Genomic DNA, 21,850 nt, shown 5'->3' on the forward strand with positions numbered 1-21,850 from the left:
GTCAGAATGAGAATGAGGTGGTTAACTTTGAATACAACAAAAGGAAAGGTGTTAAATCGTTATCATGTCATCTTCTTAGCGCAAAGTATTATGATTGGTACCGGTATCCTTTCGCTCCCTCAGAAATTAAGTCCTATGGGCTACACACAATCATTTATGCCTCTTCTCTTTGGTGTGATTGCTAGCCTGACACTATTTGCGATGGTATGGCTTTGTTCAAAGTTTCCCAATGATGATTTATTTCGAATGAATGAAATATTATTGGGAAAATGGCTCGGAAAATTTATAAATCTACTCGTCATTATTCAATTTATTGTTTTTAGTGCAGGGATTATTAGTAATTATATGCACTTAATTCAAAGTACAGCATTGCAGGAACAAACCATCACCATGCCTGTCCTTTGCTTTTTACTTCTACTTATTTATATTGTAAGTGGGGGTATTAAATCTATTGCACGATTTTGTATAATGACATTTTTTATTACCATTGGATTATTCTATTTTACGCGCTGGGCCATTGAAAAAGGTGATCCAAGTCATTTTTTGCCTCTATTTAATTTTACGCCTAAGGAATTTTATGAAGCGTTAAAGCAAGGATATTTTTCTATCCTTGGTTACGAATTAATTCTATTTTATTTTCCATATATCATCGATCAAAAAAAGGCATTTCGTCATTCCTTAATCGGTATTTGGATTAGTATATTTTTATGCTTTATCACAACAGCTATTAGCGTCATGTATTATTCAGAGTGGCAATTAAAAAATGTAGAGTTTTCAGTATTAAACCTATTTAAGGCAGGAGAATTTACCTTTATTGAGCGAATCGATATCATTGGCATTACGCTTTGGGTTTTTCTAATCTTATCCTCGATTACAGCCTATGTATGGTGTGCAAAAAGGGGTATGGATACCTTCCTTAAAAAGAAAAAGCAAAGTTATCAGTTGTATATCATCGCCTTGATCATTTTCTTTATTGTAAAAATGCCCTTTTCGCGTGAATTCCAGGAAAAATTATTTATGGCAAGTAACTATGTAGGCTATGTGCTGGTAAGCTGGCCAGTGTTTTTAATCCTGATATATGTTATTCGAAAAAAGCAGGTGCAGGTATGAAAAATAAACGTCTATGCATCATTTCTTTTTTGATTTTCGTTTTACTTGCAGGCTGTTCTAAAAAAGAAATAAAAGTTCCTCTAGAGGATGTTGGGATGGTAGATTCGATGGCTTTTGACTATATCGATGAGAATCAGATGAGACTCACAGTAGCGATCCCCCAATATTCTCCAGACGCAGAAAAAGACACACAAACTTTTTCTATCACAACAGATTTAGTATCAAGCGGCATCGTGGAAATAGAAAAGCAATCCGATAAGAAAATAGTCTTCAATCAATTGCGAGTTGTCTTAGTAAACGAAGATTTTGCGCGGAAAGGGAATGTTCGAAAAATTGTTCAGCACTTATATCGCAATGCGGAAGTAGGTAATAAAGTATTGATAGCTGTTGTGAAGGATAATGCGGAAGCGATTTTAAAAGGAGATTATCCTGATAAGCCAAGTATTAATTTTTATTTGAACAATCTATTAGAGCCGAGTATCAATACTGCTTTTAACCCCAATACCAATATTCATGATTTTATGTACTCGATTACAAATCCTGTAGTGGATACAGTATTACCCTATGTTGAAAAACGAGAGGAGAAATTAGAGATTAAAGGCGTTGCCATATTTAAAGGGAATCAGATGCATGAATTAATTAAACCTGAGGAAGCACTAGTTATTCAAGCTTTAAGTGGACAGAAAAATCTTGCTCCTTTGCACCTTGATTTAAATGCAGGACATGGAGAAGAAAAGGTAATGATTGATTTAATCGAGAGCAGTGTGAAAAAAGAGAGTAATAAAAATATGGAATCACCCAAATTAACGATTTTCTTAAAAATAAAGGGTACTTTAAGCGAATATAAGGGAGAAAGAGAATCACATTTATTTACAGTTGAAAGCATTAGTGATTTGGAAAAAGATGTGAATAAACAGCTGGAACAGGATATTAGTGAATTTTTAGCGCGATTAAATAAAACAGAGGTAGATCCAGCTGGCTTAAGTGAAGAATTTAGAATGTATCATCATGGAAAATGGACATCGAAAAAAACAAGAGAGCTTATTAGAAAATTAGACGTGAAGGTCCATGTAGAAACGTCCATTATTAGTACAGGTACTTTAAAATAACAGCAAAGACCCATTCGATAAGAAGGGTCTTTGCTGTTATTGTGTTTTTCGCATAATAAAGCTTAAATGTCTTCCAGCTTGTTTATCTTGACGATAAGAAAAGCCATCGGGACTAAGGAATGTACAGGTTTCATCAATTTGTATTTGATTCACTGGAATACCCGCAAGCTCACATTGCTTTTTGACTGTCTGCTGATTATCAATATGGTATTTTTTCGTTTCTGCATTGTAATACATAAATTCTTCGGCATAACCAAGACTGTGAAATTTTTCATATACATCTGTGTCTACCTCAAATTTCTGCTGACTCAGTGCCATACCGATTTGAACATGAAAGTCCTCAGGTCGACACTGTTCTTCATTCATAAGATGCTGAAACAGTTTGGGTGTTATTTCTTTGACTGTTCCTTGCCATCCCGAATGAATCACACCGACGAGTCCATTCACAGCATTATAAAAAATAACGGGCACGCAATCTGCTGTAAAACTACATAATAGTAAGTTAGGCTCAAGTGTATAAAGCGCGTCTGTATTCTTCACCGCTGTATCCATTTGCGCAGCTCCTCGTCCTTGATCGGCTAATGTGACTTTATGAAAGTTCGCACTATGTGTTTGCTCTGTACAAATAAAATTTTGTAAATCACAGTTCAATGTCGCAGCTAAATGCTGACGATTGTTAATGATAGCTTGAACATCATGGCAACTATGCAAAGCCATATTATTGTGTTCAATCTCCATCTCATCTTTTAAGGTCGTTCCTGCGATAAATTGCTCATTATCTATATACATTTTTATTTTCATTTAATCACCTCGTTTTACTATATAGGATCGCTTGTGGAATGTATAGGTTGCCGTTTTTTACTATTTAGCACTCTTTTACCCGTCTATCAAACTTTTAGACATAAAGAATCGATTTCCTCATATAGTAGAAGGAATGCTAGAGAGGGGGAGAGCGTGAATGTTGAGTGAACAAGACATATTATTAATTTGCCAAGTAGGAATGGGTCTTTTTTGGATTTTTACATATATACTTGTTATTTACAAAGGATGGCAAGATAAAACCTATGGCATGCCTATGGTCGCTATTTGTGCCAATATTTCATGGGAATTTATCTTTGCCTTTTTCTACCCACAAAATGACCTGCAACGCTATATTACGCTGATTTGGTTTGTATTGGATGTCTTTATTTTGATGCAATTTTTACGTTATGCTCCAAATGAATATCGAAAGATGCTATCAAAAAAGCTATTGTATTTCTCCTTTTTGATCACGTTAATCTTTAGCATGCTGATCATTTTAGGTATAGTCTATGAATTTCAAGATTTCGAAGGAAAGTACGTAGCATTCTTTCAAAATCTTATGATGTCAGGACTATTTATTGCTTTACTCTTGCAAAGAGGGAATTTAGCTGGTCAATCCATGGGGATAGCAGTTTGTAAGATGGTGGGTACATTATTTGCAGCGGTTGGCTTTTATCTATACTTCCGCACACCTTTAATTACCATTATTTCTGTAGCAACGCTCTTTTATGATTGGCTCTATATTCTCTTAATTTATCGATTACAGCGTAAGCAATTAGCAAAATAGGATATTTTGTGCAGCAATTGATCACTGAATCTATTAGTAATGTATGCCAATTACAAACATATTGCAACTTGATGACAATTCCAATGGGAAAGAATAGCGAAAGAAAGGGCTTTAACCAAACATATGGCGAGCTTGTCATACAATTGTAAAAATCCTTCCAAATATTTTGTGATGATTATGGCTCAGAAACTATTTACGATAATGGTAGAGCAATTAGGAAGGGTGATTAACATGTTTAAAAAATTAAAAAAAGTAGCACTAGCTTCAGTAGTAGCAACTTCATTATTAGTGCCAGTTGCGGCAATGGCCGCCGAATCCTATACAGTGACATCTGGTGATACGCTATGGAAAATAGCATTAAAAACAGAAACGGGTGTACAGGAATTAATTGATGCCAACCCACAACTCGCTAACCCAAATCAAATTTCTCCAGGTCAAAAAATTAACGTCCCTGTAAAAGAACAGGCAACAGTTGAACAAGAGGTTGTGAAACTTGTCAATGCAGAACGGGCAAAAGCAGGTCTTCCAGCATTGCAAGAAGATTGGGAGCTATCAAGGGTTGCTAAATATAAGTCGCAAGATATGCAGGATAAAAATTACTTTGACCACACAAGTCCAACATATGGTACACCTTTTACCATGATGAAAAACTTCGGTATTACGTATAAATCTGCTGGTGAAAATATCGCGAAGGGCCAACGCTCCGCACAGGAAGTTGTAACGGCCTGGATGAACAGTGAAGGACACCGTGCCAATATCCTTAATAAAAGCTACACACATATTGGTGTAGGCTATGTACAGGAAGGTAATTACTGGACACAAATGTTTATTCAAAAATAAAAAAAGAAAGAGTATCTATTGGCTTTTGTGATAGCTAGTAGATGCTCTTTTTCGCGTTAAATTCTAAAGTATACCGTATTGGAAGCGTATATTACTTCTTCTAGAATTAATCCCCCTAAATCATTAAAAGGTTAATTAAGTACAAGAATACACATCAAACTATCTTTAGATATGTCAGGCTAAGGATAATGTAGCGAGTTTTTGCTGCCTTGACAAATAAAATAACCAAAAAACAACACACTATGAGCAATAGACGAATAAGATGTCTCTGTAGTATGAAGATAGAGGTGGTGTTTATGGTTGAAAAAGAAGTGGTTAGCTACATGCTGCGTTATCTGTATGATGGGTCTAGTAGGTTGTGAAAAAGAAGCAGTCCATCATAACAAGCTAGAACAAGAAATTCAACAACGTGAGGAAGTACAGCAACCTGTTACATATGAACAAGAACAAATGATTGATCCTATTGTAGAGGTTGTTGATCCAACTACGAGTAAGGTACTTAAAACGATATCTCCAAAGGAATTTGGCTTTGATACAGACCCACAAGCCTATCAAAAACATCTAGAGCAATTAGCAAGGGAATGGGCGAGAGGAACAGACACATCAAAGGGCTATGATCAGCGTATGATGCTTGATCGATTGGATGAAAACGGGCAAGTGATCAAGGGGAAGCCGCAAATCATTTTAAAGGAAAGTGAGCTAGTGGAGCGTATAATCGAAGCTTCTGCGACTGGGGGTCAGGTAGAAATGCCGCTCTATATAACAGAAAGTGGCTATTATTTTGAGGACCTTCCATTATTAGAGGAAGTAGTTGTTGCATCTTATACGACATATTTCAATCGTGCTGATTTAGGAAGAAATAAAAATATTGAGCTTTCTGCCAGAGCCATTCATAATGTGATCGTAGGCAGTGGCGATTATTTTTCTTTTAATACAATTGTAGGTCCAAGAGATGAGGCAAATGGCTATCAACCCGCACCTGAAATTATTAATAAGAAGGTAGTCATGGGAATTGGTGGTGGAATCTGTCAAACTTCTTCCACCTTGTTTAATGCAGTTGACCAAATTCCCATCAAATATGTCGAGCGCCATCATCATTCGTTAGATGTAGGATATGTCCCAAAAGGAAGAGATGCTACGGTTTCTTATGATACGTTAGATTTTAGGTTTCAAAACTCAAATGATGTACCATTTTTAATTAAGGCAAGTTATGGAGAGAATTCTCTAACAATTGAAATTCGAACGGCAGAAAAATATGTAGAATTATTGAAAAAACCATAATGTTGTAAGGAGACACCACTGGACATTGGTGTCTTTTTTCGGATCGCATGATATAGTTAAATTGATACAATTCAGAAAATTTTAGGGGGAAAAGACAATGCATCCTAAACTACAAGCAACGATTGATTCGATTGATTTATACCAAGCAACTTACCCAGAGGATGCTTGTGTCATCGTGGCAGATACGGAAAAAGTGCTTGCCTACAAACCAGGAAAAAAGGTTGACTTAAAAGTTGGGGTTGGTGACCCAGTACATAAATATCGAGGTACAGCAACAGAAATAGCGTTAAGTTCAGGAAAATTTGTGAAAGAGGAGCGTAGCGCAGAAGGTTTTGGTATGGCCTATATCGCCTCTGCCCAGCCTATTTTTGAAGGAGGACGTATTATTGGCGTAGTAAGTGCCATTATTTCCAACGAAAAAATGGATAGTATGCGTCTATTGGCAACTGAGCTTTCGAGTGCTGTAGAAGAAATGACAGCTACAAATGAAGGATTAGCCACTGCCAGTAAGGATGTATCCAATCGTTTGGAAGAGCTATCTAATTTCGCGGAATCGATGACAGGCGATATTGAACAAATTAATGTGATTGTCCATTTAGTAAAAGATTTAGCTATGAAATCGAGAATTCTTGGTCTAAACGCATCGATAGAAGCAGCACGTTCAGGTGAGCATGGGAGTGGCTTTGCGGTGGTCGCTTCTGAAATACAAAAAATGTCCCAGAGTAGTACAGAAAGTGCTGATAGCATAACTGTGCAACTAGAAAATATTAAACAATCCATCGATCAGGTCAATGCATCAACAAATCAAATTGCTGCGTTTACACAGCAGTTTGCTGCGAGTATGCATGAATTAACAGATGCCTACAAAGGGGTTAATAGTACAGCAGAAAAGCTAATGCAAATTAGTGACATCAAAGGATAGGCATATAAAAAGGATAATAGACAAGTGCTATTATCCTTTTTCATGATTAAATGATCTCTAAAATTTCCTGTGGTGTTGAGACACTGTATTCAGGTTCGTCATTTTGCACGACTTCTTTGGCATCATAACCCCATTCCACCCAAATAATTGGTATACCGGCTTTCTTACAAGCAACAATATCCCTTTGCTCGTCTCCAATGTATACGACGTTAGACGAGTCGACATTTGCTTCCTTTAAAAACTTTTTCATTACTTTGTCCTTACCAAAAATGCGGTTGGAGCAAAGTACATCCGCTACACAATGAATACCGTTCATTTTAAGAAATTCTAAAATATTCTCTTTAGAGTTTGAGGAAATAATCAGGATTTTATAGCCTCTTTTATCAATCTCTATTAATAGTTCCTTCATTCCTTCAAAAAGATGAACATCATTTAATGATTGACGATACAATTTATAAAATTGCGGTAAAATCATAGGCAACTTATACATTGGAAAGTCGAATAATTTACTGCGTTCTGAAATTGATAATTTTTTTAATGTATCAATTTCCTTTAATTCAATGCCTTTAAATTTATATTTTTGGGCTAAAGTATTCCATGCTGAGGCAAACACAGCAGTAGAATCTGCAAGCGTCCCATCAAAATCAAAGATAATATGCTTCATTGCAAACTTTCTCCTTTTTCATCTCGTTGTATTGACGTTCTATGCTAAAAAATGTTACATGGAATGGGCATCTAGTATTCTTGAAATAACAACCATTTTGAGCGTACGTAAACATCTTATGGTAAATATTATCAGAAAATACGGCGATTGCAATGAAAATGGTACAACAAAAGGAGGTGTCTCAAAAGTCCATTGAGACACCTCGACATTATTGTGTTTTATGATAGGTACTGGTAATTTTTATAAAAGTTTTTCTGTTTTTTCGCGTGTTCGAATTAAATAAAAAGCATTGATGCAGGCGGCAATCGGAATAATCAATGCAATGCCGATTCCTGCACAAAAAATGGTTGTCATTTCGGCACTAAAAACCTTGGAGTTAATAATTTCCCCAATCGAATAGGAGAGGTCCTTGAACCAGATTAATAAGCTTAAATAGCCACCAAAGAAAGCAAAAAATAACGTATTAGTATCGGTTCCTAATATATCTCTTCCTATGCTTAAGCCAGCTGTAAATAATTTTTTTCTACTAATCGAAGGATTGCGATAAAAAATCTCATGCATAGAGGTAGCGATGGAAATGGCTACATCCATAATGGCACCAATCGTACTCATAATGATGACTGATGCACCAATCTGCACAAAATTAACACCAATGTAGAGAGAAAAGATGCTGATTTCTTCAGTTGATTCTTCGCCAAACCCTTGGATCATCGACTTTTCCGTTACAAAGGTAATAAAGAGTAGTAACACACCTATCGTCACCATCGTCGAGATAAAGGCTGTAATGGTTTTACTGTTTGTTTTATTGATATAGAAAAGACTAATAGAGCTAATGACCGTACAGGCAATAAACGTCAAGATGATGGGGCTATTTTTAGGGTTTGTCATTAAAAAAATGGTGACAAAGAGCACACCAAAGTTTAGGAATAAAGAAAGAAATGAGCGTATCCCCTGTCTACCGCCGACAAGTACCATTAACACGAATAATATAACTGCTAATAAGACGACAACATTCATCCTTGAACCCTCTTTCGATTAATGAAAAATATAGCGGTATACTGACTGATAGGAATCGTAAGGACAACACCAATACCCCCTGCTAAGGCACGGGCTAATTCTAAAGAAAGATTTAAGGACAATGTAAGCCCTAATGTGGAAGAATTTTTTAAATAGAGAATAATCATAGGTATGGAGCCGCAAAGGTAGGCAAAGAATAAGATACTTGTAATGGTACCCATAATATCTTTACCGATTTCATGTCCCGAAGATTTAAGAGCCTTGACAGAGATTGTAGGATCTTGCTCGTATAAAGCAAAAATTGAGGAAGCCATTGTAATAGAAACATCCATTACTGCCCCAAGTGAGCCAATAAATAAACCTGCCATAAAGACGGTACGATAGGGACGTGTTAAAAATTGCATTTCTTCATAACGAAGACCATTTTCACCTGTCAACCACATTACAATAGAGCTTATGATAAGCGCTATAACAGTGCCTAAAAGTGTGGACACGATGGCTACATATGTTTTTGTATGCAATCCACTAATAAGTAGTAGCGAAATAATCGTAAATAGCAGGGCGCAAATGCCGCTGACTAATAACAGGCTTACGCCCCCATGCTTCACATAAAGATCTAATGCGAATGATAAAATCACAGCATTGACACTCAAACTAATGATAGAAAATAAGCCTTGTCTTTTACCTACAATAAGTAGGGCAAAAATAAAAATCCATGCAATCATTACCATGGTTTGATCTCGTTTTAAATCGAGAATGGTTCCTGTTAAAACAGATTGTGTTGTGCGATCATCTAGCGTGACAAAGATTTCATTGCCTACATGGTATTCTTGATCAAAAGCACCAGATGAAGAATAGTCATTCGTCAAATGAATGAATTGCCCCTTATGCTGACCATTTTTGATAATGGCCATAATCTCCTGTGTAAACAAAAAATCCTCATTTTCATACATATCTGTCATCGGTTCTGATGCTGTTACATCCACTTGCGTTATTTCCGCTATCGGTCGATCATAAAATTGTTCGTTATGATGTACGAAAACGATCGAAACCCCACAACAGAGTGCTAATAGGGCATAGAAAATAGCTTGTTTAAAAGGTATATTTTTAAAAAATGTCAAGTAAATGACCTCCAAACTGCTAGACTGAATAGTCACTTGTAAAGGAACGTTTTTTTGATTAAGAAGTTCCATAAACAGGTTAAATGTCATCATTTTAATAATATCTTTTACATTTTTCAAGTCGAGTCAGAGCTGTTTAAAATTTATGCTTCGAAAAAAATTTAAAAAGAAGGATGGATAATATAATAAAATAGTGTTATCGTAAGACTAGCTAAATAAAAATATTCTTCGGGGTAGGGTGAAATTCCCAATCGGCGGTGATGAAGCAATTCAAAGTCCGTGAGCGCAAGCTGATTTGGTGCAAATCCAAAACCGACAGTTACAGTCTGGATGGGAGAAGGGTAAAAATGCGAACTTTTTAAATTGATACTAATTTAGAAGGTTTATTTGACTATGCATTTATTACAAAACTTCCCAATCATCTTGTGGGAAGTTTTTTTATTTAGCTACAATCGAATAGAAGATGTTCTTCGGGGTAGGGTGAAATTCCCAATCGGCGGTGATGAAGCAATTCAAAGTCCGTGAGCGCAAGCTGATTTGGTGCAAATCCAAAACCGACAGTGATAGTCTGGATGGGAGAAGAACGAATGAGATGACAGTCTATGAAAAAATTGTTTTCAAATAGGCTTATTTGTTGATGTCTTATACTCCCAAAACCCCTTTGATGTAAAGGGGTTTTTATTTTTTATTGCTAACGAGAGAAGGGAGAAGGATAAGGCACAAAAACAGGTGGATCAACTTTAAAAGTAAAGGATAGAAGTGCTAATAAAGTAGAGTAGGTGATGGAATGTTTACAGGACTTGTAGAGGATATTGGTATCATAAAAGCCGTGCAAAGCGATCGGGACAGTATGGAAATTACGGTTCAATCAGCTAAGATAACGGAGGATGTCAAGCTTGGTGACAGTATAGCGGTCAATGGAGTTTGTTTAACAGTGACAAATTTCACACAACAGCAGCTTACGATGGATGTTATGCCTGAAACAGTCAAAGCAACAAATCTACAGCAGCTGGCAATAGGCGATTCTGTTAATTTGGAGCGTGCCATGCCTGCTAATGGACGATTTGGTGGCCATTTTGTTGCTGGTCATGTTGATGGAGTCGGCAAAATTTTGCGAAAACGTCCAGTAGCAAACGCCGTTTATATTGATATCGAAATGTCAGAGGAACTAACCAACTTTTGTATTCCAAAGGGTTCCATAACAATTGATGGCACAAGCTTAACCCTTTTTCATGTTGAAGCCAAGAGTGTCACAATTTCACTTATTCCTCATACTTACAAAGAAACCGTTTTAGGTATGAAGAGGGTTGGAGCAATCGTTAATATCGAAACCGATTTAGTTGGAAAATACATTATAGGGCAATTAAAAAAGGGGCAAACAACGCCAGCTATTACAAGAGATTATTTAGCACAACATGGTTTTTAAATCACAGAATAGGAGTTGATCATCGTGCTACATTCAATTGAAGAAGCCATAGAGGATTTAAGGCAGGGCAATATGATTGTGGTGGTTGATGATGAGGATCGAGAAAATGAAGGAGATCTTCTGGCACTCGCTGAATTCATCACACCAGCAACAATCAACTTTATGGCAACCAATGGTAGAGGTTTAATTTGTACGCCGATTTCGCAGCAGCTTGCACAAAAGCTAGATTTATATCCAATGGTTCAGCACAATACAGATAACCATCAAACCGCATTTACGGTAAGTATCGATCATGTAGAAACAACGACAGGGATTAGCGCCTTTGAGCGTGCGCTAACGATACAAAGAATGATAGAAAAGCAAGCTAAGCCAACTGATTTTCGTCGACCAGGCCATATTTTTCCGTTGATTGCGAAAGAGCAAGGAGTGCTGGAACGGAGAGGGCACACGGAGGCCACTATTGATCTAGCGAAGCTTTGTCATAGCGTACCTGCAGGTGTTATTTGCGAAATTATGGGTGATGATGGGCACATGCTTCGGTTTGAAGAACTAACAAATTACGCTGCACATCATGGCTTAAAAATGATCTCGATAGAAGCATTGGTTGCTTATCGTAAACAATTATCCACTAATAAAACTAAAATTTCTATGTAAAAAGGAGAAGGAACAATGGGTCAAACATTTGAAGCACAATTAATTGGAACGGATTTGAAAATTGCAGTAGTAGTGGGTCGTTTTAATGAGTTCATTACTAGCAAATTATTGGATGGGGCAATGGATGGTTTAACTCGTCATGGGGTTGATTCTGCATCTATTGATGTTGCATGGGTGCCAGGAGCTTTTGAAGTTCCTTTTATAGCGAAACAACTGGCAGAAACCAAGAAATATGATGCTATTATTGGTTTAGGTACTGTTATTCGTGGCTCTACAACACACTATGACTATGTTTGTAATGAATCGGCAAAAGGCATTGCCAATGTGTCATTGTCAACGAATGTACCTGTTATTTTTGGAATTGTTACTACCGAAAATATTGAACAGGCAATTGAACGTGCAGGAACGAAATCTGGTAATAAAGGCTATGATGCGGCAATGTCTGCAATTGAGATGGCAAATCTAAAGAAAATGATTGGATCAGGACAATTTGAATAGTCGTCACAACATTTGTTTCTTTGAATATTTTGAACAACCATGGGAAAAATATGCTTAAGTGTATTTATTGAAGGTGATTGTTTTCATAAATGTACTAATCTTGAGCTGGCTCAGTAGGAGATGAGAAGTATTTCATCAATGGAACAAATTAATTTGAAAATGTTGAAATCACTATTTCAACGCTCTGCTGATGTGATTTTCCAACAATATAATTTTCAGCAATATACAGTACATTTTATAACTTGTGATGCAATGGTCAATGAGCAAATTCTTCAAACTGTGGTTGTTCAACGTGTTCAATCTTTGTTAAGCAATGTCACGGAGGACATGCTAGAGGAAGAAATTGAACAGCATTTACACATTCCCTATTTACAAAAGATTTTATCGAAAGAGGATGCGGTAACTAGGGTCTATAAAGGCCATGTTTTACTGTATTTTGAAGAAAATCAATTACTTTATTCTAGTGATATTTCAAAAAGACCCAATCGAGAGCCTGGGGAAACAACATTAGAACTAGTAGTAAAGGGACCTAGAGATGACTTTATTGAAGATGTTTTTATTAATATTGCTTTATTAAGAAAACGATTACCGACTAATTCTTTTAGTGTAGAGACATTAGAAATTGGTAAGCGTTCTAAAACAACCGTAGCCATACTATATATGGAAGACATTGTGAATTTAAATATGCTGGAACAAATTCGACTTCAATTACAAAAAATTGACACGGATATTGTTATCAATGGCGACTTATTAATGGAAAAAATTGAAAAGACAGCGACAATTCTTCCAAGACATGATTATACAGGGAGACCTGATTTTGCTATGCAGGCCTTAATTAGAGGAAGAATACTCTTAATGATTGATGGTGTGTCCTATGCCATAATTACACCTGCAAATATTATGTTGCTCTTTAAATCAGCAGAGGATAATGAGTACCCACTCATTGTTAGCTCGATGGAACGATTACTCAGAATTGTCGGGATATTAATAAGTATGCTACTGCCAGGTTTTTGGCTTGCATTGACGACATATCATCAAGAACAGCTTCCATTTCTACTACTGGCAACGGTTGTCGAATCGAGAACGGGATTGCCTTTCCCAACCATTCTAGAAATTTTAATGATGCTATTTATGTTTGAATTGTTTCGTGAAGCCAACTTACGTCTTCCGAGTGCCGTCAGTGGCTCAGTTAGTGTGGTAGGAGGACTAATTATTGGGGATGCAGCGATTAAAGCAGGTGTTACAAGCCCCTCAATGATTGTTGTGATTGCCATTTCCAGTATCGCTGCATTTACATTGGTCAATCAATCCTTTGTGACGGCTATGAGTATTTTTCGATTAATCATTATTATGGCTTCGGCGTTTTTTGGTTTATTTGGTTTTTTTATATCCGTGTTTTTCATCCTTTTATACACTGCGAATATGAGAGTCTTGGGAGTGCCATACGTAAACTTTAGTGCCGATTTTGAAAAGGGCAATATACGTAAGTCCCTATTGCGACTATCTCCAAAGGGCTATAGTAAACGACCTACCTTTCTTAAGCCGCAAGATCAAACACGGACTTCAAGTAAAAAATAAGCATATTGTGATGAGATCAGGTATTGTTGATACCTGATCTTTTTTTGATACCTTTGCTTTAGTGGTTTTTTCAATTTTCCATTTAAATAGGAAATGAGACATAAAAAGTTATTACTTATCTTTTTAGTTTACTTTCTTGTCAAGGATTATTAAACTATTTGTTACAGTGTGTAATTTTGGGTATGAATAAAATAAAAATTGATTTTGTGTTTTAATTTATGTAGGATATACAAGCAATGTTTGCTTTACAAACAAAAAATAGAGTTAATTATAATATAATAATATTCTAGAATATTTATAGATGAGGAAGTACCGTTTTTTATGAAAAATAGAAAAATAAAACTAATATTAATTCTATCAACGATTTTATTATGTTTGTTTACAAGTTTAAACATCTTTACATCCTATGTAAAAATAAAAAAGACCGTTGAAGAGTCGATTGCCAATCAAAGCTTAGAGGCAGCCCATTCTATTGCTGCATCCATAGATACGGATGCCTATCAGCAATTTTTAAATAATCCACAGGAAAATGATTATTATTGGAAAGTAAGAAATTATTTAAACGATGCAAGGATAAAATTAGGTGCACTATTTGTTTACACCTTAAAGGTGGATAATCCTGAAGTATCTATAGCCATGATTACAGGGATGCCAAAAGAAATGAAAGAGGGCTTCGGTATTGGCGTGGTTTGTACTGTCCCTGCAAAGCATGTTGAAAAGGCCTATAATGGTGAAACCTATGTTACAGAGGTAATTCATGATTCTGAACATGGGTCTTATTTATCTGTTGGTGCACCCATCAAAGATGATAATGGAACAATTATCGGGTATTTAGGCATTGACATTAGTGCAGATACGCTAAATGGTATTAAGGGTAAAGTCATTGAAGACAACCTATTTAATTTTATTTTTAATGGTGTACTTATTTTAATTGTCATCGGTTCTTTTTTATTTTTACAAAGATGGTATCAAAAAGAGGTAGCGAAGGAAGTTGGCGCTACAGAGGACACATATCTAGCAGAAATCAAAACATTGATTACTTCGGTGTCGTCCCTACGTCATGATTTTACGAACCATATCCAAGTGTTACATGGTTTATTACAATTAGAAAAAACAGATCAGGCGAGACAATATTTATCCTCACTATCAAAAGAAGTTCAGGCGATCAAGTCATTAAAATTAAATATTGATCATCCAGGTTTGTCCATCTTATTGCAAACGAAGAAATTAACGGCTCAAAATCACCATATTGATATGGATTTTACGCTTTCTCAAAATGATTTTAATAAGATTAAAACGACAGATTTAATCAAGATTCTATCCAATTTAATTGATAATGCGATTGATGCTGCTGTTGAATTACCTGAGGAACAACGTAAGATTAAGATTTGCTGTACAGCAGATGAATCACAGTATGAATTTAAAATTACCAATACAGGGCCAAATATTGCGAATCCTGATCACATATTCAAACAAGGATTTTCAACGAAAAAACATGAGAATGGTAGACTAAGAGGACAAGGTTTATTTATTGTCAAAGAAATTGTCACTAAATATAATGGTCATATTTCAATTGATTCATCAAAACATTTAGAAACGACTGCTATTGTCAGAATTCCAATAAAATAACAGAAAAAGGCTTCCTACAAAAAGTTGTGGGGAGCTTTTTTCTATGTACAGCACATACATTACAAAGTAGAAAGTGATATGATGAAGGAGATGAAGAAAATGGAAAAGGGTCTCCTAGCGTTATTGAGAAAAGGTGGGCTAACCTTATATGCAAGACACGGAACAGCAACTATTGGTGTAGATCAAGCATATGGTACATTTCAAAGTTGTCAAAATCAACGGAATTTATCCGATCAAGGTCGTAGGGAGGCAATTTATTATGGTCAAATGCTACGCTATTGGCAAATTCCCATCCTTTCCACCATCACTACCAGTCCTTTTTGTCGGACCATTGAAACAGCACGTTTGGCATTTCCCAACAGCAATCTCCAAATTGACCCCTTCTTGTTTGAAATCTTTATGTTAGGTGGCAATCTTCCTACAGTAGTGCAAAGCAGTATATTAACGATTTCTACATCGATGCTGGAAATCATTCCACCTGAGGGCATAAACAACATAATCATTGGGCATAGCTTTCCAAGAAATGTAGGGCTGGGCATCATTTCGAATATGGGGACGGTTGTCATAAAACCTAAAGGTCAAGGACATGGTTATGAGATTGTGAGAAAACTAACCTTAGAAAATCTAGCAGCATTAGATTCCATTTGAAAAGAGGGATTGTATGAAGATTAAAACAGTTGCACAATGTACATTAGATGAAGTATTGAAAGCATGGAACAAAGGCTTTGAAGGTTATTTTATTGAAATTAATATGACAGCAGAAATGTTTTTACAGCGACTAGTGGGGGAGGGCTTATCTCCTGAGCATTCTATTGTCGTTTTTGATCAAGAGGAACCGATTGCCATTGTGATGAATGGCTTTCGTACCATCGATGGCCAAAAAACAGCTTGGAATGGTGGGACTGGTATTTCTCCAGCATATCGTGGTAAGGGTGTCTCGCGCCTATTAATGGAGGAAACCCTAACTATCTATAAGCGAGAAAATGTAGAGTTGGGTACGTTAGAAGCCATTAAGGAAAATCAGGTAGCCATTGCCTTGTATGAAAAATATGGTTATGTGGTTGCCAATCAATTACTATTTTTAAGCGGCGAGTATGAAGCCAAGGTAACATCTACAGTAGCCCTTCATATAGCGACCATTCGCCCAGAGCAGCTAGCACATCTATCTTTCTATCGGGAAGATGTTCCTTGGCAGTGTAACTGGCAGAGCGTGAAGCATGGGGAAGCAAAGGTGTTTTATAATGATAACAATGAACCACTTGGCTATATGCTATACAAAACATTGTGGAATGAATATGGTGAGGTGGAGCGTATTCTACTTTATCAAATGGTAATACTAGAGGAAAGTAATGTAGAGTTAATAACACAGTTTTTAGCAAGTATTACAACACATAAAGTCCATTTGACGACAGTGAATTTCTTAGCGAGCAATCCAGCAACGAGCTATTTGTTAAAGCATGGATTAAAGGTGACAACAGAGCAGGTACAGATGACAAAGCAACTATAAGCCAAGCTGTCGTTCAGTATTCGAATCAATAAAGAGTGGAAATAGAGCGACGTATGTAAAAAGCAGAGGGAAAAGTAATTACAAAACAACAAGGGCTCCTTATGGTACATGAAGCGTCATAAGGAGTCCCAGCTATGAAAAAATAATTGACCTATTGATTAATTTGAGGGTCTTGGGGTGCCTCATTATTGTTATTATCAGGAGATTTATTGAGTTGCACCGAATTATTGGATGTGTTCGATAGCGAAGAAGTTCCTTTCGCCAAAGTCAGAACCTTAGCAACATATTCTGTAGATGAATCAAGTTGATTACCGAATGCATCTACTGGTATGCTTAGCGCTTGGCTGACGTTAGAGAGATTATTCGGATAAATTCTGGTGCTATTTGGATTGCTAATAGCATCCTGCAATTTGAAACTATCTGCTTTATCCTTAGGTAACATAAACACTCTATACTCCGTTACGCTTTGACCATTTTTGACATCAAAGCTAATGTTTATATTGTTATATTTATATCCGTCGCCCTGAAGACTGAGTGTTACTTTCTCCACTGATCCAGGGGCTGAAAGGTCTTCCAAAGCAATGTAGGAAGATGGGTAGGATAAGCTATACATTTCCTTAGAATTTCCACCACCTACAGACAAGATATATACGCGATATTCTTGGCCATTCGTTATAAGTCTTCCGTCTGTATCTCTACTATCAGCACCCAATTTCACACTATACAGGCCTTTACTCCAACCTGTATAATTAGTTGCTCTAATAGCTGTATTCAGATCAAAGTCATTTGCCTTTGATGCGGGCACAACTAGAATACGGTAACTATCTATATTTGATTCATCAGAAGGTTTTGTAAACGAAATCTGTAGATCTCGACCATCTCCATAATCACCAACATCGCTAACATTAATATTGCTTACTGCCTGAACGACTTTGCTTTTACTAATTGTAATCACAGGTGAAGGAGAGGATAAAGCGTAGGCATTTAAAGAGTTACCATTTGCAACAGTCAGTACATAGACGCGATAGCTAGTTCCTTCTGTAATAAAATTACCTCGTACATCCCTAATCCCATCCAATGTTCTATTTGCTGCTAAATTTCCACCTTTGCTTTCTGTGATGTAATAAGAGCTACTATTGGCTTGTGAAAGATTAAAGCTACTGTAATATGCAGTTGGTACCATTAAAATCCGATAATGATTAACATTCGATTCATCTGTAGGCTTCGTGAATGTTACTTGCACATCACGGCCATCCCCTTTATCATCGATATCTGCAACATTCAAATTAGTTACAGCTTGCACAGTGAAGTTCTTAGTTAGTGTAACTGTAGACGTTGCGGCAGTTAGCGCATTGTTTCCTAATGTATTTCCATTGGCAACAGTCAGTACATAGATACGGTAGTTCGTACCTTCTTTAATAGTATTTCCGCGCACATCCCGAGTATTTTCAGATAACGCTTGCTCATATGTGGATTTCCCAGATTTATTAACAGTTGTGTAATTGCTGCTGGATACGCTATTAGCATCCGTCAGACTAAAATTATTGTAATTTGCTGTTGGTACCACCATAATTCGATAGTGATTAATAGGTGCCTCATCAACAGCTTTATTGAATGACACAAAGAGGTCACGACCGTTACCATAATCGCTCACATCGCTGGCAATGATATTCGACACTGCACCCACATTGTTGCTAAGCAGCGAAATCATATTGGAGGCTGAAGAAAGCACATTATTTGCAGAGTTATTAGTTACTGCCATAATAAATACACGATAGCTAACGCCATTTTGAATGGCATAACCGTCAGTATCTTTTGCCCCTGCAGAGAGCACCTGAGTAATATTGCTGCCTGTTTTGTTCACTTGTGTGTAATAAGTGCTAGGTAAACTGTTGGCTTTTGTCAATGTAAAGTTCGTATAGTTGTTAGCTCTTACAACAAAAATTCGGTAAGAGTTAACATTAGATTCGTCAGACACTTTGTTGAAGCTAACTCTCAAATCGCGTCCATCGCCAAAATCATTAACATCATCTACTTGTGTAATAGTTGGAGTAGATACAGTAAGCGTTACTGCTAATGAAGCAGGCGAGAGTTTATTCATGCCAGAATTCGTATTACTTACAGACATAACGAACGCTGTGTAGGATTCGTTATTCTTTATAAAGTCACCTGAAGTATCTCGTGTTGAGGAAGACAGAGTTGCTATCAACGTACTGCCGTTGCTTCCTGATTTGTCCACTGTTGTATAATAATTGCTGGATAAATTATTCGCAGTGGTAAGACTAAAATTGTTAGCATCCTTGGTCTTTACTATAAACACACGGTAATTGGAAGTATTGCTATCATTTTGTGGACGAGTAAAGCTAACTGAGACATCACGTCCATCGCCAAAATCGTTAATATCGCTAATCTTCACATTTGTTACTGCGGTAACAGTAGACATGTTTGTTAGAGTAATCTTCGGAGAAGAAGTTGATAATACGCTAGAATAAGAACCTTTACCAATGGCAAGTATATAAACCACATAAGACTGATCATTTTTTATGTAGTCTCCGTCCACATCTCGCGAGTTTTGCGATAAAGTTACGGCACGATTCGCATTTGAAGTCGATACCACCGAATAATTAGAAGAGGAGACTTTAAGAGCTGATGACAAATTAAAACTTTTAGAAGCCTTCACAACCATAACCCGATAATGATCTACATATGATTCTGTAGACGATTTAGAGAAGCTAACCTCAAGATCACGCCCATCTCCCTGATCATTCACATCTCGAACTGACACATTGCTCGCTGGAGCAATACTGATATTACTTGGAGTGTCAGATTTAATAGATACTTGCTGTTTTTCTGAGTTCCAATCAACATCCTGCCCAAGTGCTTCACTGACGAAGCGTACTGGTACCATTGTTCTACCTTTTAATACCTGTGCTGGTACATCAAGCGTTACTGTCTGGTTATTAATAGTAGCTGTCTTCGATTTAATCTTGAGAACTACCGTTGTATCACCTTTTATCCCTGTGACTGTTTGAGTCTTTTGGTCCCAGTTTACGCTTGCATTCAATGCTTCAAAGATCGCTCTAAGTGGTAGCATAACACGTCCTTGAATCATCGCTGGTGGCTGATCGGTTTTTAATTGCACCCCATCCACATTAATTGTGATGGCTTTTGCCGCTTGTGCGGTTGCCGGCTGCAATACTAACGGTACAATAAGTATCACAGCAAAAAGTAAAGTCCATATTTTTTTCATAAATTCCACCCTTCTTCATGCCATTTGATTGACTTAGCATGACATCTAATTTAACGTATGAGCAGCCTAAAAGTTTCACCCTTTTACCTTTTGAAGAAAATTTAACCATCATGCAGTTTTGATACGTATTCTGGCTTACTTTCCTTACAAGAGGATTGAAAAGAGTAAGGGGATTTTGAGTGGATAACCTCACACTATTCGACGTAGGAGAATTGAATAAAGCAGGTTAAATTGAAGTGTTACAATTTACGAGAAGTGAATTTTCTTAAAATAACCGCAAGACTGTATGTATATTACCAACTAAATTTTTTATGACATATTTTTTGTACACTTTCACCAAACTAAGGGAAAGGCAGAGGAAGGTGAAGAGATGCAACAACCATTTGATGTGGGTGATATTGTTTATATTTTTTACCGTAATCCACATATTCAAGATGTAACAAATATACAGGAAGCGGCAGTCGTTTATCATCCAGAAAAACCAGAGGAGCTAGCTCTATTTTTATTTGAAACCTATTATCCAATCACGAATGACATGGTAATTTTTGCAAGCGAGATGGCGGCTGAACAGGCCTATCACCAGTATTTTCATTAAGGGAGGACTCACATGATAAAGCCATTTACCCCTCAGCTTGTTTATTTTGAGCCAGATGCCCTCCAGTATCCATTAGGTAAGGAGCTAAAAGAGAAGTTTGAGCAGATGGGAATTGAAATTCGCTATACAACTTCCCATAATCAAGTGAGAAACCTTCCTGGAGACAATGATTTTCAAAAGTATCGGGTAGCAAAATCGACCTTAGTAGTGGGTATTCGAAAAACATTAAAGTTTGATACATCTAAGCCCTCAGCAGAATATGCCATCCCATTTGCGACTGGCTGTATGGGACATTGTCATTATTGCTATTTACAAACAACTATGGGCAGCAAACCTTATATTCGGACGTATGTCAATGTCGATGAAATCCTGGAACAGGCCGATCACTATATGGCTGAACGAGCACCTGACATCACTCGCTTTGAGGCATCCTGTACTTCTGATATTGTAGGAATTGATCATCTTACCCATACCTTAAAGCGAGCCATTGAGCATTTTGGACAAAGTGAGCTAGGTCAGTTACGATTTGTAACGAAATTCCATCATGTGGATCATTTATTAGATGCCAAGCATAATGGTCGTACAAGGTTTCGTTTTAGTGTCAATGCTGATTATGTGATTAAGCACTTTGAGCCAGGTACATCACCATTGGAAAAGCGCATTGAGGCAGCGGGGAAAGTGGCAAGAGCTGGATACCCACTCGGATTTATTGTTGCGCCAATCTATCTTCATGATGGCTGGCAGGAGGGCTATTATCATATGTTTGAGCGATTGGACGCTGAATTGCCAAAGGATGTGCGCGATGACATCACCTTTGAATTTATTCAACATCGCTTTACAAAGCCTGCAAAACGAGTGATTGAAAAAAATTATCCAATGACAAAGCTAGAGCTCGACGAGACTGTAAGACGGTATAAATGGGGCAAATATGGCATAGGTAAATATATTTATCAAAAAGAGGAAGAGGAAGACATTAAGGAACATTTGTATCGCTATATGCAGAAATTTTTCCCTCAAGCAAAATTAGAATATTTTACATGATAATTAGAGAGAGAACGGCT

At 36.9% G+C, this 21,850-nt stretch carries 19 protein-coding genes, 1 pseudogene and 2 riboswitches; of the genes and pseudogenes, 15 read left to right on the top strand and 5 right to left on the bottom strand.

Annotated features, from left to right (window positions below):
* Window positions 1-27 precede the first annotated feature (27 nt).
* On the top strand, window positions 28-1,110 hold the full coding sequence (locus tag LBYS11_RS07150; protein WP_054550732.1) for a GerAB/ArcD/ProY family transporter: 1,083 nt from the start codon (window positions 28-30) through the stop codon (window positions 1,108-1,110).
* Window positions 1,107-2,219, top strand: coding sequence for a Ger(x)C family spore germination protein (locus tag LBYS11_RS07155; RefSeq protein ID WP_054550733.1), 1,113 nt, complete (start codon window positions 1,107-1,109; stop codon window positions 2,217-2,219). The genes LBYS11_RS07150 and LBYS11_RS07155 overlap by 4 nt, the downstream gene beginning before the upstream one ends.
* A 36-nt stretch (window positions 2,220-2,255) precedes the next feature.
* Here the strand turns inward: LBYS11_RS07155 and pgeF are convergent, their stop codons facing one another.
* Window positions 2,256-3,020: a peptidoglycan editing factor PgeF gene (gene pgeF, locus LBYS11_RS07160; RefSeq protein ID WP_103117732.1), complete on the bottom strand. Its 765-nt coding sequence runs from the start codon at window positions 3,018-3,020 to the stop codon at window positions 2,256-2,258.
* 157 nt (window positions 3,021-3,177) lie between these two features.
* Here pgeF and LBYS11_RS07165 point away from each other — a divergent pair, with 157 nt between their 5' ends.
* From LBYS11_RS07165 to LBYS11_RS07180, 4 genes are all read left to right on the top strand, one after another.
* Window positions 3,178-3,807, top strand: a complete 630-nt coding sequence (locus LBYS11_RS07165) for a transmembrane-type terpene cyclase (protein ID WP_016995451.1) — start codon at window positions 3,178-3,180, stop codon at window positions 3,805-3,807.
* A gap of 231 nt (window positions 3,808-4,038) precedes the next feature.
* Window positions 4,039-4,647 carry a CAP domain-containing protein gene (locus LBYS11_RS07170; RefSeq protein ID WP_103117733.1) on the top strand — a complete coding sequence of 203 codons (609 nt, stop codon included), beginning with the start codon at window positions 4,039-4,041 and terminating at the stop codon, window positions 4,645-4,647.
* A gap of 300 nt (window positions 4,648-4,947) precedes the next feature.
* Complete coding sequence (locus tag LBYS11_RS07175; RefSeq protein WP_103117734.1) at window positions 4,948-5,928, top strand: VanW family protein; 981 nt, start codon at window positions 4,948-4,950, stop codon at window positions 5,926-5,928.
* Between the two features lie 97 nt (window positions 5,929-6,025).
* The gene (locus tag LBYS11_RS07180; protein ID WP_103117735.1) at window positions 6,026-6,850 is read left to right on the top strand and encodes a methyl-accepting chemotaxis protein; all 825 of its coding nucleotides are present in this window, start codon (window positions 6,026-6,028) and stop codon (window positions 6,848-6,850) included.
* 46 nt (window positions 6,851-6,896) lie between these two features.
* Here LBYS11_RS07180 and LBYS11_RS07185 read toward each other — a convergent pair whose 3' ends face one another.
* From LBYS11_RS07185 to LBYS11_RS07195, 3 genes are all read right to left on the bottom strand, one after another.
* On the bottom strand, window positions 6,897-7,514 hold the full coding sequence (locus tag LBYS11_RS07185) for an HAD-IA family hydrolase (protein WP_048389915.1): 618 nt from the start codon (window positions 7,512-7,514) through the stop codon (window positions 6,897-6,899).
* Window positions 7,515-7,754: 240 nt separating this feature from the next.
* Complete coding sequence (locus tag LBYS11_RS07190) at window positions 7,755-8,531, bottom strand: YibE/F family protein (RefSeq protein ID WP_103117736.1); 777 nt, start codon at window positions 8,529-8,531, stop codon at window positions 7,755-7,757.
* On the bottom strand, window positions 8,528-9,652 hold the full coding sequence (locus tag LBYS11_RS07195; RefSeq protein ID WP_103117737.1) for a YibE/F family protein: 1,125 nt from the start codon (window positions 9,650-9,652) through the stop codon (window positions 8,528-8,530). The genes LBYS11_RS07190 and LBYS11_RS07195 overlap by 4 nt, the downstream gene beginning before the upstream one ends.
* A 220-nt stretch (window positions 9,653-9,872) precedes the next feature.
* Window positions 9,873-9,998: riboswitch (FMN riboswitch) on the top strand.
* Window positions 9,999-10,114: 116 nt separating this feature from the next.
* Window positions 10,115-10,240, top strand: a riboswitch (FMN riboswitch).
* A 199-nt stretch (window positions 10,241-10,439) separates the two neighbouring features.
* Between LBYS11_RS07195 and ribE (LBYS11_RS07200) the strand changes: the two genes are divergently transcribed.
* The 7 genes and pseudogenes from ribE (LBYS11_RS07200) (at window position 10,440) to LBYS11_RS07230 (ending at window position 16,944) form a co-directional block, all read left to right on the top strand.
* The gene (ribE, locus tag LBYS11_RS07200) at window positions 10,440-11,078 is read left to right on the top strand and encodes a riboflavin synthase (protein ID WP_103117738.1); all 639 of its coding nucleotides are present in this window, start codon (window positions 10,440-10,442) and stop codon (window positions 11,076-11,078) included.
* A 24-nt stretch (window positions 11,079-11,102) separates the two neighbouring features.
* Window positions 11,103-11,720, top strand: a pseudogene (gene ribB, locus LBYS11_RS07205) (3,4-dihydroxy-2-butanone-4-phosphate synthase); the annotation flags it as partial.
* A 27-nt stretch (window positions 11,721-11,747) separates the two neighbouring features.
* Entirely contained in the window at window positions 11,748-12,230 is a 483-nt protein-coding gene (ribE, locus tag LBYS11_RS07210) for a 6,7-dimethyl-8-ribityllumazine synthase (RefSeq protein ID WP_048389922.1), read from the top strand.
* A 138-nt stretch (window positions 12,231-12,368) separates the two neighbouring features.
* Window positions 12,369-13,808, top strand: coding sequence for a spore germination protein (locus tag LBYS11_RS07215; protein WP_103117739.1), 1,440 nt, complete (start codon window positions 12,369-12,371; stop codon window positions 13,806-13,808).
* A gap of 321 nt (window positions 13,809-14,129) precedes the next feature.
* On the top strand, window positions 14,130-15,437 hold the full coding sequence (locus tag LBYS11_RS07220; protein ID WP_103117740.1) for an ATP-binding protein: 1,308 nt from the start codon (window positions 14,130-14,132) through the stop codon (window positions 15,435-15,437).
* 99 nt (window positions 15,438-15,536) lie between these two features.
* Complete coding sequence (locus tag LBYS11_RS07225; protein WP_066037654.1) at window positions 15,537-16,085, top strand: histidine phosphatase family protein; 549 nt, start codon at window positions 15,537-15,539, stop codon at window positions 16,083-16,085.
* A gap of 13 nt (window positions 16,086-16,098) precedes the next feature.
* On the top strand, window positions 16,099-16,944 hold the full coding sequence (locus LBYS11_RS07230) for a GNAT family N-acetyltransferase (protein WP_103117741.1): 846 nt from the start codon (window positions 16,099-16,101) through the stop codon (window positions 16,942-16,944).
* 151 nt (window positions 16,945-17,095) lie between these two features.
* On the opposite strand, the gene LBYS11_RS07235 is transcribed toward LBYS11_RS07230, so the two are convergent.
* Window positions 17,096-20,194 carry a copper amine oxidase N-terminal domain-containing protein gene (locus LBYS11_RS07235; RefSeq protein ID WP_103117742.1) on the bottom strand — a complete coding sequence of 1,033 codons (3,099 nt, stop codon included), beginning with the start codon at window positions 20,192-20,194 and terminating at the stop codon, window positions 17,096-17,098.
* 370 nt (window positions 20,195-20,564) lie between these two features.
* Between LBYS11_RS07235 and LBYS11_RS07240 the strand changes: the two genes are divergently transcribed.
* Both LBYS11_RS07240 and splB read left to right on the top strand, forming a co-directional pair.
* Window positions 20,565-20,789, top strand: a complete 225-nt coding sequence (locus LBYS11_RS07240; RefSeq protein WP_004232790.1) for a transcriptional regulator SplA domain-containing protein — start codon at window positions 20,565-20,567, stop codon at window positions 20,787-20,789.
* Window positions 20,790-20,801: 12 nt separating this feature from the next.
* The gene (splB, locus tag LBYS11_RS07245; RefSeq protein WP_103117743.1) at window positions 20,802-21,830 is read left to right on the top strand and encodes a spore photoproduct lyase; all 1,029 of its coding nucleotides are present in this window, start codon (window positions 20,802-20,804) and stop codon (window positions 21,828-21,830) included.
* Window positions 21,831-21,850: the final 20 nt, after the last annotated feature.

The organism is Lysinibacillus sp. YS11 (assembly GCF_002896375.1).
In the GTDB taxonomy this organism is placed as follows: Bacteria; Bacillota; Bacilli; order Bacillales_A; family Planococcaceae; genus Lysinibacillus; species Lysinibacillus capsici.